This is a genomic window from Flavobacterium sp. (assembly GCF_039595935.1).
Taxonomy (GTDB): domain Bacteria; phylum Bacteroidota; class Bacteroidia; order Flavobacteriales; family Flavobacteriaceae; genus Flavobacterium.
This window is the reverse complement of the sequence record NZ_JBCNKR010000006.1, coordinates 1,354,716-1,367,317: the sequence shown is the minus strand read 5'-3', so window position 1 is coordinate 1,367,317 and position 12,602 is coordinate 1,354,716. Positions and strand designations below refer to the sequence as shown.

The 12,602-nt window shown below is 32.8% G+C and carries 16 protein-coding genes; 3 read left to right on the top strand and 13 right to left on the bottom strand.

Features of this window, described 5'->3' with window-relative positions; translation table 11 throughout:
- Window positions 1-78: 78 nt before the first annotated feature.
- From ABDW27_RS15725 to ABDW27_RS15700, 6 genes are all read right to left on the bottom strand, one after another.
- A complete protein-coding gene (locus tag ABDW27_RS15725; protein WP_343696766.1) occupies window positions 79-513 on the bottom strand; it encodes a VOC family protein in 435 nt (144 codons plus the stop codon).
- A gap of 42 nt (window positions 514-555) precedes the next feature.
- Window positions 556-993 carry an SRPBCC domain-containing protein gene (locus tag ABDW27_RS15720; RefSeq protein WP_343696765.1) on the bottom strand — a complete coding sequence of 146 codons (438 nt, stop codon included), beginning with the start codon at window positions 991-993 and terminating at the stop codon, window positions 556-558.
- A gap of 2 nt (window positions 994-995) precedes the next feature.
- On the bottom strand, window positions 996-1,403 hold the full coding sequence (locus ABDW27_RS15715) for a VOC family protein (protein ID WP_343696764.1): 408 nt from the start codon (window positions 1,401-1,403) through the stop codon (window positions 996-998).
- Window positions 1,404-1,534: 131 nt separating this feature from the next.
- A complete protein-coding gene (locus ABDW27_RS15710) occupies window positions 1,535-1,939 on the bottom strand; it encodes an SRPBCC family protein (protein WP_343696763.1) in 405 nt (134 codons plus the stop codon).
- 24 nt (window positions 1,940-1,963) lie between these two features.
- On the bottom strand, window positions 1,964-2,371 hold the full coding sequence (locus ABDW27_RS15705; protein WP_343696762.1) for an SRPBCC domain-containing protein: 408 nt from the start codon (window positions 2,369-2,371) through the stop codon (window positions 1,964-1,966).
- A gap of 20 nt (window positions 2,372-2,391) precedes the next feature.
- Window positions 2,392-2,802, bottom strand: a complete 411-nt coding sequence (locus ABDW27_RS15700; protein ID WP_343696761.1) for a VOC family protein — start codon at window positions 2,800-2,802, stop codon at window positions 2,392-2,394.
- Between the two features lie 140 nt (window positions 2,803-2,942).
- Between ABDW27_RS15700 and ABDW27_RS15695 the strand changes: the two genes are divergently transcribed.
- A complete protein-coding gene (locus ABDW27_RS15695; protein WP_343696760.1) occupies window positions 2,943-3,905 on the top strand; it encodes a helix-turn-helix domain-containing protein in 963 nt (320 codons plus the stop codon).
- Window positions 3,906-3,998: 93 nt separating this feature from the next.
- Here ABDW27_RS15695 and clpX read toward each other — a convergent pair whose 3' ends face one another.
- The 7 genes from clpX to ABDW27_RS15660 form a co-directional block, all read right to left on the bottom strand.
- Window positions 3,999-5,231, bottom strand: a complete 1,233-nt coding sequence (clpX, locus tag ABDW27_RS15690) for an ATP-dependent Clp protease ATP-binding subunit ClpX (RefSeq protein ID WP_343696759.1) — start codon at window positions 5,229-5,231, stop codon at window positions 3,999-4,001.
- 182 nt (window positions 5,232-5,413) lie between these two features.
- Window positions 5,414-6,088, bottom strand: a complete 675-nt coding sequence (gene clpP, locus ABDW27_RS15685; RefSeq protein ID WP_229354478.1) for an ATP-dependent Clp endopeptidase proteolytic subunit ClpP — start codon at window positions 6,086-6,088, stop codon at window positions 5,414-5,416.
- Window positions 6,089-6,413: 325 nt separating this feature from the next.
- Window positions 6,414-7,736 carry a trigger factor gene (locus ABDW27_RS15680; RefSeq protein ID WP_343696758.1) on the bottom strand — a complete coding sequence of 441 codons (1,323 nt, stop codon included), beginning with the start codon at window positions 7,734-7,736 and terminating at the stop codon, window positions 6,414-6,416.
- Window positions 7,737-7,849: 113 nt separating this feature from the next.
- Entirely contained in the window at window positions 7,850-8,194 is a 345-nt protein-coding gene (locus ABDW27_RS15675) for a phage holin family protein (protein WP_343696757.1), read from the bottom strand.
- Window positions 8,195-8,249: 55 nt separating this feature from the next.
- The gene (locus ABDW27_RS15670) at window positions 8,250-9,014 is read right to left on the bottom strand and encodes an alpha/beta fold hydrolase (RefSeq protein ID WP_343696756.1); all 765 of its coding nucleotides are present in this window, start codon (window positions 9,012-9,014) and stop codon (window positions 8,250-8,252) included.
- A 17-nt stretch (window positions 9,015-9,031) separates the two neighbouring features.
- Window positions 9,032-10,018: a PDDEXK nuclease domain-containing protein gene (locus ABDW27_RS15665; RefSeq protein ID WP_343696755.1), complete on the bottom strand. Its 987-nt coding sequence runs from the start codon at window positions 10,016-10,018 to the stop codon at window positions 9,032-9,034.
- Between the two features lie 27 nt (window positions 10,019-10,045).
- Window positions 10,046-10,759 carry a pyridoxine 5'-phosphate synthase gene (locus tag ABDW27_RS15660; RefSeq protein WP_343696754.1) on the bottom strand — a complete coding sequence of 238 codons (714 nt, stop codon included), beginning with the start codon at window positions 10,757-10,759 and terminating at the stop codon, window positions 10,046-10,048.
- Window positions 10,760-10,875: 116 nt separating this feature from the next.
- Between ABDW27_RS15660 and ABDW27_RS15655 the strand changes: the two genes are divergently transcribed.
- A complete protein-coding gene (locus tag ABDW27_RS15655) occupies window positions 10,876-11,535 on the top strand; it encodes a CBS domain-containing protein (protein ID WP_343696753.1) in 660 nt (219 codons plus the stop codon).
- A 90-nt stretch (window positions 11,536-11,625) separates the two neighbouring features.
- Window positions 11,626-12,510, top strand: a complete 885-nt coding sequence (locus ABDW27_RS15650) for an NAD kinase (protein WP_343696752.1) — start codon at window positions 11,626-11,628, stop codon at window positions 12,508-12,510.
- The last annotated feature ends 92 nt before the right edge of the window (window positions 12,511-12,602 follow it).

Sequence of the window (12,602 nt, the reverse complement as noted above, 5' to 3'; positions counted from 1 at the left end):
GAAAAAGGGCATATTCATGCGCTTTTTCGAGTAATTTAACAATTCTGTTCCGCTATTAGAATAACGTAACTTTATTTATTATTTGTTTGGCTGGTTTTCGTCAAAGTTTACCATCCAGTTTATTCCGAATTTATCTTTGAACATTCCGAAATAAGCGCCCCAGAAAGTTTTATTCATAGGCATTTCAACTTTTCCACCAGCTGAAAGTCCGTTAAAGATTTTGTCTGCTTCTTCTGTGCTTTCTGTATTAATTGAAATTGAAAAATTATCCCCAAAACCTACATCTCCATATCGCGGATGACTGTCACTTCCCATTAAAATGGTATTTCCAATTGGAAGTGAAACGTGCATAATTCGGTTTAAAGCTTCTTCAGAAAGCTGTTCTCCTTCTTCTGCCGGAGCATCCTTATATTTTCCGATATAAGGAAATTCGCCTCCAAAAACTGATTTGTAAAATAGGAATGCTTCTTCGCAAGTTCCGTTAAACATTAAATAAGGATTAATTGCTGCCATAATGTTTTTATGTTTTAATTGTTTGTTGTTTATAAAATTGGATTAATTCTCAGAAAGTTCTTTTACGGCTTCCAATGCATTCGGAAAAGCATCTTTAAAATAATCAATGTGTTTTTCGATTACATCTACATTTGCAATCAGGGTTGTAAATTCATCTTCCGGAATTAAACGATACGTTTCCATAGCACCAGTCCACGTTTTTGTTTCTTCATTTAACGGCACTTCTTTAAAATCTTTTATCTCACCTACATGTTTAAAAGCCATGTATTCATTTGGAATTTTCTTTTCGATAACGCTGTTCATTCCTTCTCCGCCTGGCGACATAAAATGTATTTTGTCTCCTTCGTTCCAATTACTTTCTGCATAAGAACCTTCACAGAAAGCTCCAGTCCATTTTTTATACGTTTCATCTTCCCACAAAACCTTCCAGACTTTATCTGGATGTGCTTTGATTTTTACTGTAAATTCTAAAGTTTCCATAATTAAGATAGTTTAGCAAAATCCATATATAAAACATTCCAGCGATGACCATCCAAATCGGCAAAACCAAATCCGTACATCCAGCCCTGACTTTCGGCTGGTGAGGCAAAAACAGTTCCTCCTGCTTCTTCTACTTTTTTTGCCAGTTCATCCACTTCTTCTCTGCTCTCGGCATCAATAGAAATCAATACTTCTGAACTGGATTTTGTATCTGTAACTGCATTTTGAGAAAAACCAGAAAAAAGAATTTCCTCAAAGAGCATTACAACAAAATGATTTTCTCCCACAACCATACAAGTAGAACTTGGTGTATCATGTTGTTCATTGAAAGAAAAACCTATTTTCCAGAAAAAATCTTTTGCTTTTGCCACATTTTTCACGGGCAGATTTAACCAAATTTGTTTCGTCATTGTTTTGATGTTTTTCGTTATTTTTTTTTGAAACCATATTAGTAATCTAAGACTATTTTAGCTTGGGGCTTAGTACTCTTATTTTAAAATAAAAAACTTTGAAACTCTGAACCTTTGAAACCTTAAAAGATTCAATTATTCTCTACATAATTTTTAAAATTATCCAGAATAGCCTGCCAGCCGCCGCGCTGCATTTCTTCTGGATTTTGCGACTCTGGATCAAAACTTTCAACTACTTCTACTCCGTCAAGAGTTTCTTTAAAAAAAATTTCAACTTTTCTTCCGTCAGCCATAACGTATTTAATTGTTTTATTTTCTTCAACGAAAGTATATTCTCCTTCAAAATCAAAACTCATACTGCCGTCTTTTGCTGCCATAGTCGATTTGAATTTTCCTCCTTGTTTTACATCATTTTCGGCATAGGGCGTATGCCAGTCAGGAGAAGCAAAACTCCATTTTGTAATGTGTTCTGGTGATGTCCAAAAATCCCAAACTTTATTAATCGATGCGTTTACTGTATTCTGTACTGTTATCATTTATTTATCTATTTAAAATTATACTTATTTGAAATTTTCTACATACTTTTTAAAATTGTCAATAACTGCCTGACACCATTCTTTCTGCATATCTTCAGGATTTGATTTTTCCGGCTCAAATATTTCTGTTAGCCGAACTTTGTCATCTATAATCTCAAAATGTATAGTTCCCGTTCTGTTATCAAAAAGTTTATATTCTATAACTTTATTTTTCTCTACATTAGTATAAACTCCTTCAAAATCAAAACTTTCACTATTATGTTTCGCACTCATTTTATATTTGAAATTTCCTCCTGTTTTAATATCATTTTCAGCATGTGGAGTATGCCATTCCGCCGATGGTGTGTTCCAATTGATAACATGTTCGGGGGAAGTCCAGAAATCCCAAACTTTATCTATAGATGTATTAATTGTGTTCTGAACCGTAATCATTTTTTTCAATTTTAAACTCATTACATCTGATCCGGAATCTGACTTTCATCCATGTAGAAAACTTCCCAATGATGTCCGTCCGGGTCAAGAAAAGTTTTCTGGTACATCCATCCATAATCCTGTTCCCTTTTATAATCTGTCCCTCCGGCTTTAACTGCTTTTTCGACCATTTCATTAACTTCCTCTCTTGATTCTAAAGAAATAGAAATAAGGGCTTCGCTGGTTGTATGAGAATCACAAATCTGCTTATCAGTAAAAGTTTGATAAAACTCTTTTACCAAAAGCATGATAAAGATATTTTCACCAATAACTATACAGGCTCCTTTTTCATTTGTGAATTTCGGATTTGTAGAAAACCCCAATTCATTGAAAAATTTTACAGACTTGTTTAGATCTTTTACGGCCAGATTTAAATACATTTTCGTTTCCATGATATATAAAATTACAATTATTTATAACAAATTTAGAGTTTTAACACGTGGTTTATGATACTTTAAAAGTCAACTTTAGGGGCATTTAAGACAAAATCCCTACTTTTGTTTAGAAAGTAATTTTCCAAAAACCACAAATCATGAGCAAAAAAGTAGGCTTAATCGTGCCTCACGATTATAAATTGTTAAGTATTGCTGCTATTCTGGAAGTTTTTGAAACGGCAAATAAGTTAAGCAAGGAAAATGTAAAACCATTTGAAATTATGGTTTTTCAATCGGCTGAACAAATTGATCAGAAAAATTTGTTTGGATATGAAATTCATTCTATCGAATCTTCAAAAAATTTGGATTTAATTTTAATTCCGGCTTTTACGACTGATAATATGAGTGAAATGATTGCTAAAAACAAGAAATTTATTCCGTGGCTGCAAAAACAGCATCAAACTGGGGCTGAACTGGCTAGTTTTTGTACGGGTGCTTTTTTGTTTGCGGCTTCAGGATTATTAAATGAGAAACTGGCCACTACACATGTTGATGCCTGTAGTGCTTTTACTAAAGCGTTTCCGATGGTGAAATTAAAACCTGATGAGACTTTAACGGCAGACGGAAGTTTGTATACCAGCGGCGGATCGACCTCAACATTTCATTTGCTAATTCTTTTGGTTCAGAAATATTGTGGAAATGAGATTGCTGTACAGATTGCTAAGATTTTTTCTATTGATTTAAACCGATACAAGCAAAGTTATTTCAGTACTTTCAGACCGAATCATTTGCACAATGATACTTTGGTTGCAATGCTGCAGCAAAAAATAGAAAGTCAGTATCATAGTATTGAAAAACTGGAAGAAATTACCAAAGATATTCCAACCAGTACCAGAAACATGACAAGACGTTTTAAACAAGTTACCGGAATTCCGCCAATCGAGTATCTTCAGAATATTAGGGTTGAAAGCTCAAAAAAATATCTGGAGCAGACTCAGCTTTCGATTTCAGAAATTATCGAAAAAACAGGCTACAATGACCCTAAAGCTTTTAGAAAGGTATTCTATAAGATGGTTGGAATGAAACCTATTGAATATCGGGAGAAATTTAGGGTTCAGTGATTTTAGATCATAAAAAAAACCTGTTCAACAAATGAACAGGTTTAGAAGTAAGCTTTGTCAAAGTTTTAAACCTTGACAAAGATAGTATTTCAATTAAGAAGCAATTTCCATTCGCTTCAATAAGTTTTTACTTAAAGTATGTTCTGCATAATCTTTATCGATAGATAAAACTTTATCATCAGAACTTGGCAACTCATACATCGCATCTGTTAAGATTGCTTCACAAAGCGAACGTAATCCACGAGCTCCTAATTTGTATTCTAATGCTTTGTCTACAATAAAATCTAAAGCCTCATCTGTAATGCTGAATTCAACTTCATCCATTAAGAATAATTTCTGATATTGTTTTACCAATGCATTTTTTGGCTGTGTTAAAATCGCACGAAGAGTTTCTTTGTCTAAAGGATCCATGTGCGTTAAAACTGGTAAACGACCAATTATCTCCGGAATTAATCCAAAATCTTTAATATCTTTTGGAATTATATATTGTAACAAATTGTCTTTGTCTATATTATCTACATTCTTAGAAGTCGAATATCCAACTGCCTGACGATTTAAACGTTTTGAAATAATACGTTCTACTCCGTCAAATGCACCACCGGCGATAAATAAAATGTTTTGAGTATTTACTTCAACAAATTTTTGATCCGGGTGTTTACGTCCTCCTTTTGGCGGCACGTTTACAACAGTTCCTTCTAATAATTTTAATAAAGCTTGCTGAACTCCTTCACCAGAAACATCACGTGTTATCGATGGATTATCACTTTTACGTGCAATTTTATCTATTTCATCTATAAATACGATTCCTCTTTCTGCTTTAGTTACATCATAATCTGCGGCTTGTAATAAGCGTGTCAAAATACTTTCGACATCTTCTCCTACATAACCTGCTTCTGTTAATACAGTTGCATCAACAATAGCCAAAGGAACGTCTAACATTTTAGCAATTGTTTTTGCTACCAATGTTTTTCCGGTTCCGGTTTGACCCACCATAATGATGTTACTTTTTTCAATCTCTACTTCATCGTCTAATTGCTGCTGCATTAAACGTTTGTAGTGATTGTAAACGGCAACTGACATAACTTTTTTTGTCTGATCCTGACCAATAACGTATTGATCCAGAAAAGCTCTGATTTCTTTTGGCTTTTTCAGAATTAAATCGCCAACAAGTTTTGAACTTCCACTTGATTTTAATTCCTCTAAAACAATTCCGTGTGCCTGCTCAATACATTTATCACATATGTGTGCATTGATACCGGCTATTAATAAATTAGTTTCTGGCTTTTTTCTTCCACAAAACGAACATTCTAAAACTACTTTTGCCATTCTTTATTTAAGTTATTAAGCTGCAAAGATACTAAGTTTTTAAGCTTTTTTAAATTAAAACTTTAAAACTTAACTCCTTACAGCTTAATATTTTATTTTTTGTTTCAAGTTTCAGGTTTCAGGCTGGCACGTTATCTACGGAACTTGAAATCTGAAACCTGAAACAATTTAAACTTTAAAAATTATCCTCTTCTTAATACTTCATCAATCATTCCGTATTCTTTCGCTTCGTCAGCGATCATCCAGTAATCACGCTCACTGTCTTTGTGAACTCTTTCGAAAGATTGTCCTGAATGCTGTGAAATGATGTGATATAATTCATCTTTTAATTTCAACATTTCACGTAAGTTGATTTCCATATCTGTTGCAACACCTTGTGCTCCTCCTGATGGCTGGTGAATCATTACACGAGAATGTGGTAGAGCCGAACGTTTTCCTGCTGCTCCTGCACATAAAAGAACTGCTCCCATAGAAGCTGCCATTCCTGTACAAATTGTTGCTACATCTGGTTTGATGTACTGCATAGTGTCATAAATTCCTAATCCTGCATAAACACTTCCTCCCGGAGAGTTTAAATAAATCTGGATATCTTTTGATGCATCAGCACTTTCTAAGAATAACAACTGCGCTTGTACCACATTTGCAATCTGGTCGTCGATACCTGTTCCTAAAAAGATAATTCTGTCCATCATTAATCTTGAGAAAACATCTAAAATCGAAACATTTAATTGACGTTCTTCAATAATATTTGGAGTTAAATTCGTCGGCGTCATTGCGCTGATGATTTTGTCATAATACAAGCTGTTTACTCCGTGGTGCTTTGTAGCAAAATTTTTGAATTCTTTACCGTAGTTCATATTTTTAGTTTAAAGTTGAAAAGTCTAAAGTCAAAAGTGACTTAAACGAATTAAACAAAGTTCATACCTTTTTATAAAGGATGTCAATTTGTCTTCTTTTTTAAGATGCTAAGATTCTAAGGTACTAAGATTCTAAGTTTTTTAAACTAAGAAACGTTTACCAGCTTGAAACCTGAAACAAAAAAAGAACGTCAACAGAAGAAAAACTTCCATTGACGTTCAAATATAATTATTTTTATCTTTCAGTTTCTGTAATAAAATCTTAATTTTAAAAAAGTGTATTTCTTATCTTTTGACTTTATAACTTTCGACTTTTAGACTGGGTTTATTCTCCGTAAGAAGCAGCAATAAATTCTTCGTAAGTAACCTCTTTTGTTGTTGGGTTTGCTTTTTCTTTGAAAATATCTAACATCTTAGCTGCTACAACTTGCTCAGAAAGTCTTTTTACTTCGTCCTGGTTAGATAAAACTCTAGCCACGATTCCTTCTACTTCTTCGTCAGTTGGGTTTGTTTGTCCAAATTGAGCCATTTGTTGTCTAATTGCGTTTGATGTAAAAGCTTTTAAGTCTTCAAATGTAATTTGGATATTGCTTTGAGCTAAAGCTTTTCCTTCGATTAATTGGAAACGTAAACCTTTTTCTGATCTTGCGTATTCAACTTCAGCTTCTTCAGCAGTTAATTTTTTCTCTCCAACAGTTTGTAACCATCTTTTTAAGAATTCAGCTGGTAAATCAAATTTTGTGTTTTCGATTAAGAAATCCTGAACGTCTAATAATAATTTTTGGTCTGCTTGCTGTGCAAATTGAGCTTCAGCATCTTCTTTAATTTTTGATTTTAAATCTTCTAAAGAAGCTACTTTTCCTTCACCAAAAAGTCTGTCAAATAATTCCTGGTTTAATTCAGCTGGTTCAGAACCGTTGATTGCTTCGATAGTGAAGTTTACTTCAACATCTAAACCGTGAACACCTTCGTGACCCACTTTTAAGTAATCCATTAATTGGTGATCGTCATCAAATAAACCTTTTGTGCTTACTGTAACAACATCTCCAACTTTTTTACCTGTGAATTGTTTTTGAGCTTTTTTGCTGAATGCATCTACAGCAATTGTAGTTGTATTATTGATTCCGTTTGCTTCGCTTGAGAAAGTTCCGGTTAAGTCAGATTTTGCATCAGATACTTCTTGTGGAACAGCTTTTCCAAATTGTTTTTGGATACGCTCTACTTGTCCGTCGATTAATTTATCGTCAGCAGTAACGATATATTTTACGATATTATTTTTAGCTTCAAGATCAATTTCGAAGTTTGGCACTAAACCAATTTCGAATTCAAAAGTTAATTCTTCTGCATTCCAATCAAGGTTTTCATTTTCTTTAGGAAGAGGAGTTCCTAAAAGATTTAATCTTTCAGATTGAATATAACGCTCTAAAGCCAAATCAACTACTTTTTTGATCTCTTCCTGCTTAATAGCTTTTCCGTATTGTTTTTCAACAAGATCTTTAGGCACAGCCCCTTTTCTAAATCCTTTTACTTGCGCTAAAGGCATTTTTTCGTTAATTCTTTTTGCTACTTGACCTTTATAATCCATGTGAACAACGTTCATCACAATTGTCTCGTTTACAGCGTCTATTGCTACTCTTTTAATATCCATCTTCTTCTTTAATTTACATAATAAAATTGGGTTGCAAAATTATAAAATTTTTGCAACCCAACCAAGTTTTTAATTTATTGTATTTGAAGCAGTTTTAATCTCCTTCATTTGTTTTATTTATCGTCTCCCAGTATTTTATAAGTAATTGACTGTAGTATAGACAGGATAATACTAAAAATAAGTGCTGTCCAGAAAGAATCTACTGCAAAACCGCCTACAATATTAGTGCATAACAAAATAATGACAGCATTAATTACTAATAAAAACAAGCCCAGTGTTATAACCGTTACCGGAAGTGTCAATAGTACTAAAATTGGTTTTATAAAAAGATTCAGCAATCCTAAAACTACTGCAACAATTACAGCTGTACCAAAACTAGCAACATGAACCCCTGACAAAAGGTTAGATAACAACAGAACCAAGCCAGCAGTAACGAGAAGTCTAAGTAATAAATTCATGGTTTTTTCTGATTTAAAATTTAATTAAAAGTACTAAATTTTTTATCAAAAATAACTACTCTTTTAAAAACTCCGTTGTCAATTCAAAAAACATTTTTGGATTTTCGGCATGAAGCCAATGTCCGGCATTTGGAATGGTTTCTAATTTGAAATTTGGAAAATGTGCTTTAATTCCGTCCAAATCAGCTTCAACAATATAACCTGATTCTCCTCCTCTTATAAACAAAGTTGGTTTTTCGAAAACTAAATGATCAGGGAGAGGTTTACCAATTGCATCCAGATTATTATTAAAAACTTCAAGATTAAAACGAAATGCCAATTGCCCCGGTTCTTTCCAGTATAAATTTTTCAATAAAAACTGGCGTGTACCAAAATCAGAAACATATTGCGAAACAATCGCTTCAACATCATTTCGACTTGGTTTTACAGAAAAATCAACCGCATTTAAACCTGCCAAAATATCCTGGTGGTGTTGTTTGTAGAATCTTGGTCCAATATCTGCCACAATTAATTTATCTACTATTTCAGAATGTGTTGTTGCAAAAAGCATAGCTACTTTTCCTCCCATCGAATGCCCAAGAATATCAATTCTTGTTAGATTATTTGCCTGACAGTATTCAAAAACATCCTGAACCATGGCTTCGTAACTCCATTCATCTGAATGAAAACTTCGACCGTGGTTTCGCAAATCTAAAATATGAACCTGAAATCCCGCTTCGACATATTGTCCTGCTAATGTTTTCCAGTTATCAGACATTCCCAGAAATCCGTGCATGATGATAAATGGTTTTCCTTCGCCTTCTATTTTTGAGTATAACATTTTATTTTTATCTTAGGTTATTCTTTATTATCTAATTCAAATTTTTGAATATCGCTTTCAATTAATGCCTTTAATTCCTCTTCTTTTGGCATATATAATAAATACTGACTGGCAAAAACACTTTTTTTATCTGCCAGAACAGAGTATTTTACAATTGTTTCGTCTTTTTCAGAACAAAGCAAAATTCCTATTGTGGGCTGATCCGATTCTACTCTTTTTAAATCATCATACATGCGAACATACATATCAATTTGCCCAATATCCTGATGTGATAAACTACCGGTTTTTAAATCAATAATTACAAAACATTTTAAAATGTAATTATAGAAAACTAAATCAATATAAAAATCAGAAGTATCAGTTACAATATGTTGTTGTCTTGCTACAAAAGCAAAACCTTTTCCAAACTCCAATAAAAATTGCTGCAAATGATTTATAATTGAGGATTCAATGCTTCTTTCGGAATTTTTTGTTTCAGATGAAAGCCCTAAAAACTCAAAAATATATGGGTCTTTTATTAAATTTTGAATTGTTTCCGGCTTTTCTTTAACACTACTATGCTCTAAAACACGTTCAAAAGCCAAAGAGTTTATCTGTCTTTGCAATGTTCTGCTATTCCAGTTGTTCTGAACACTTTCATTTAAATAATAATTTATTTTCTCTTCGGAATTTAATCTGGACAATAATCTATAATGCGTCCAGCTTAATTCAGTACGCAATGCGTTCCAAATTGGAAATGACTTATAAAAAGCACGCATATTATTTAAGTTTCTTTCATCAAAACCTTTTCCAAATTCTAATGTAAGCTGATTTGCTAAATTCTTTAAAGTTGATTTACCATAATCTGCGCGATCTTTTCCTTTCTGTTCATTCTCAATTATCACTTTTCCAATTCCCCAATATGTTTCAAGTAAAGCTGAGTTTGCCATCCTGAAAACATGCTGCCGTGATTGAAGAATAATATCTCTTATTTCAGAAAACAATGGACTTTGATTTGTAATCATTATCAAACAACTTAGATTATTGAAGAATTACTTCAATTTATTTAAATACATATTTACAACATTATCCAAACCAAGATAAAGCGCCTCAGAAATCAAAGCATGTCCAATAGAAACTTCTAACAATCCCGGAATATTTTGTTTAAAAAACTGAATATTATCTAAACTTAAATCGTGTCCGGCATTAATTCCTAAACCTAATTCGTTTGCCAATTCTGCCGCTTTTACATAAGGATCAATTCCGTTTTTATTTCCTAACTCATATTGATGTGCAAAAGCTTCAGTATATAATTCAATTCTGTCAGTTCCTGTTTTTTTTGCTCCTTCAATCATTTCTAAAACCGGATCAACAAAAATCGAAGTTCTGATTCCGTTTCTTTGAAATTCCTGAATAACTTCACTTAAATAAGCCTGATTATTAATAGTATCCCAGCCAGCCGAAGAGGTTATAGCACCAATGGCATCCGGCACTAAAGTAACCTGATCTGGTTTGCATTCTAAAACTAAATCAATAAAATTATGCTGTGGATTTCCTTCAATATTATATTCGGTAGTAACAATTGCTTTTAAATCACGTGCATCCTGATAACGAATATGACGCTCATCCGGACGAGGATGAATCGTAATTCCCTGCCCTCCAAAACGCTGAATATCGGCAGCAACTTTTAATAAATCAGGAACATTTCCGCCTCGTGCATTTCTCAGCGTTGCAATTTTATTGATATTAACACTTAACTTTGTCATATAAATAGATAATTAATTCAAGTAACACTATATTTGTTACGACAAAAATACAAAGTAAAACGCAGCAGTTTTTGGTATTTTTTGATTATTTTGCATCAAATATCTTCGATTGATTTATGACAGAAATTACAAACTATATCACAAATGATTTCAGAGCGATTGATAGTCAGGAAACGATAGCCTCGATTCAGGACTTTTTTATTGATGTAAATTTTTCTCATTTTCCGATTTTAGAAGATGGGATTTTCATCGGAAGCATTTCTGCTGATGATGTTGAAACGTTTGACACAGACAAAAAAGCCATTGATTACAAATATACGCTGGAACGTTTTTTTGCCAGAAAATCGATGATTTGGCTTGATGTTTTGGAAGTTTTCGCAAAAAACCATACCAATATTATTCCGATTCTTGACGAAAATAATATCTATGTAGGATATTATGAAATGGAAGATATAATGCGATTTTTTCAGGAAACTCCATTTTTAAAAGAACAAGGAGGTATTATTATCGTTCAAAAAGGACTGCTTGATTATTCTATGAGCGAAGTAACGCAGATTGTAGAAAGTAATAATGGCAAAATTTTGGGCTGTTTTATTTCTGAAGCCGATGTAGAAAATGTTCAGATTACAGTTAAAATAGGTCTGGGAGCTATGAATGAAATCATTCAGACATACAGAAGATATGGCTATGAAATTATTTCAGAACATCAGGAAGACACTTATATTAACAGCTTGAAAGAGCGCTCTGATTATTTAGACAAATATCTTAATATATAGTATTGTTTGTTGAATCGGTTAATTGTTTAATCGTTTTAACGAAGAAAATTAACGATTAAACAATTAAACAAAAAATCGATTAAACATCAAATGAAAATAGCCATTTACGGACAATATTATCAAAACAGTACCGAACCTATTATAAAAGACATTTTCTCTTTTTTCAATTCCAATGATGTAGAAATGGTAATTGAAGAAAACTTCCTGAATATGCTTTATGAGAAACAGCTTGTAAAAAAAGAATACAAAACTTTTGCTCCAAATACTGCTTTAGATAATAGTTTTGAAATGCTGATTAGTATTGGCGGCGATGGTACCATTTTGAGAGCTGCAGCTTTTGTTCGTAATTCGGGTGTTCCATTATTAGGTATAAATGCCGGAAGATTAGGATTTCTTGCCAAAGTTCAAAAAGAGAATATCGACATTTTACTTCAATATGTTATAGACCAAAATTATACAACTTCTGAAAGAACTTTATTAGGTTTAACCTGCGAACCTTATAATGAAGCTTTTAAAGAACTTAATTTTGCCATGAATGAAGTTACCGTGAGCAGAAAAGATACGACTTCAATGATTACAGTCGAAACGTATCTAAACAACGAATATCTAAATTCATACTGGGCAGACGGATTGATTATTTCTACGCCAACCGGTTCAACAGGATATTCATTAAGCTGCGGTGGTCCTATTTTAACCCCTGATGTAAAAAGTTTAGTAATTACACCAATAGCCCCTCATAATCTAACCGCCAGACCACTTGTTATTCCAGACGACACTGAAATTACTTTACGAGTAACAGGAAGAGAAGATCAATATTTAGTTTCATTAGATTCCAGAATTTCTTCTGTAAAAAATGAATCAATCCTAAAAATTAAAAAAACAGATTATAAACTAAAAATGGTTGAAATTCCCGGCGAAACTTTCCTCAAAACACTAAGGAACAAACTGCTTTGGGGAGAAGACAAGAGAAATTAAACTCTTTTATTTTTCATCACTATACGATAATACCACATTTTCTCGTTCTGCATATAGCGAATCATCATTAAATGACTCAAAATCATAATGTA

Bases quoted from the DNA above. Each gene is read 5' to 3' on its own strand.
- ABDW27_RS15725 (WP_343696766.1), bottom strand. From the start codon at position 513: ATGGCAGCAATTAATCCTTATTTAATGTTTAACGGAACTTGCGAAGAA.
- ABDW27_RS15720 (WP_343696765.1), bottom strand. From the start codon at position 993: ATGGAAACTTTAGAATTTACAGTAAAAATCAAAGCACATCCAGATAAA.
- ABDW27_RS15715 (WP_343696764.1), bottom strand. From the start codon at position 1,403: ATGACGAAACAAATTTGGTTAAATCTGCCCGTGAAAAATGTGGCAAAA.
- ABDW27_RS15710 (WP_343696763.1), bottom strand. From the start codon at position 1,939: ATGATAACAGTACAGAATACAGTAAACGCATCGATTAATAAAGTTTGG.
- ABDW27_RS15705 (WP_343696762.1), bottom strand. From the start codon at position 2,371: ATGATTACGGTTCAGAACACAATTAATACATCTATAGATAAAGTTTGG.
- ABDW27_RS15700 (WP_343696761.1), bottom strand. From the start codon at position 2,802: ATGGAAACGAAAATGTATTTAAATCTGGCCGTAAAAGATCTAAACAAG.
- ABDW27_RS15695 (WP_343696760.1), top strand. From the start codon at position 2,943: ATGAGCAAAAAAGTAGGCTTAATCGTGCCTCACGATTATAAATTGTTA.
- clpX (WP_343696759.1), bottom strand. From the start codon at position 5,231: ATGGCAAAAGTAGTTTTAGAATGTTCGTTTTGTGGAAGAAAAAAGCCA.
- clpP (WP_229354478.1), bottom strand. From the start codon at position 6,088: ATGAACTACGGTAAAGAATTCAAAAATTTTGCTACAAAGCACCACGGA.
- ABDW27_RS15680 (WP_343696758.1), bottom strand. From the start codon at position 7,736: ATGGATATTAAAAGAGTAGCAATAGACGCTGTAAACGAGACAATTGTG.
- ABDW27_RS15675 (WP_343696757.1), bottom strand. From the start codon at position 8,194: ATGAATTTATTACTTAGACTTCTCGTTACTGCTGGCTTGGTTCTGTTG.
- ABDW27_RS15670 (WP_343696756.1), bottom strand. From the start codon at position 9,014: ATGTTATACTCAAAAATAGAAGGCGAAGGAAAACCATTTATCATCATG.
- ABDW27_RS15665 (WP_343696755.1), bottom strand. From the start codon at position 10,018: ATGATTACAAATCAAAGTCCATTGTTTTCTGAAATAAGAGATATTATT.
- ABDW27_RS15660 (WP_343696754.1), bottom strand. From the start codon at position 10,759: ATGACAAAGTTAAGTGTTAATATCAATAAAATTGCAACGCTGAGAAAT.
- ABDW27_RS15655 (WP_343696753.1), top strand. From the start codon at position 10,876: ATGACAGAAATTACAAACTATATCACAAATGATTTCAGAGCGATTGAT.
- ABDW27_RS15650 (WP_343696752.1), top strand. From the start codon at position 11,626: ATGAAAATAGCCATTTACGGACAATATTATCAAAACAGTACCGAACCT.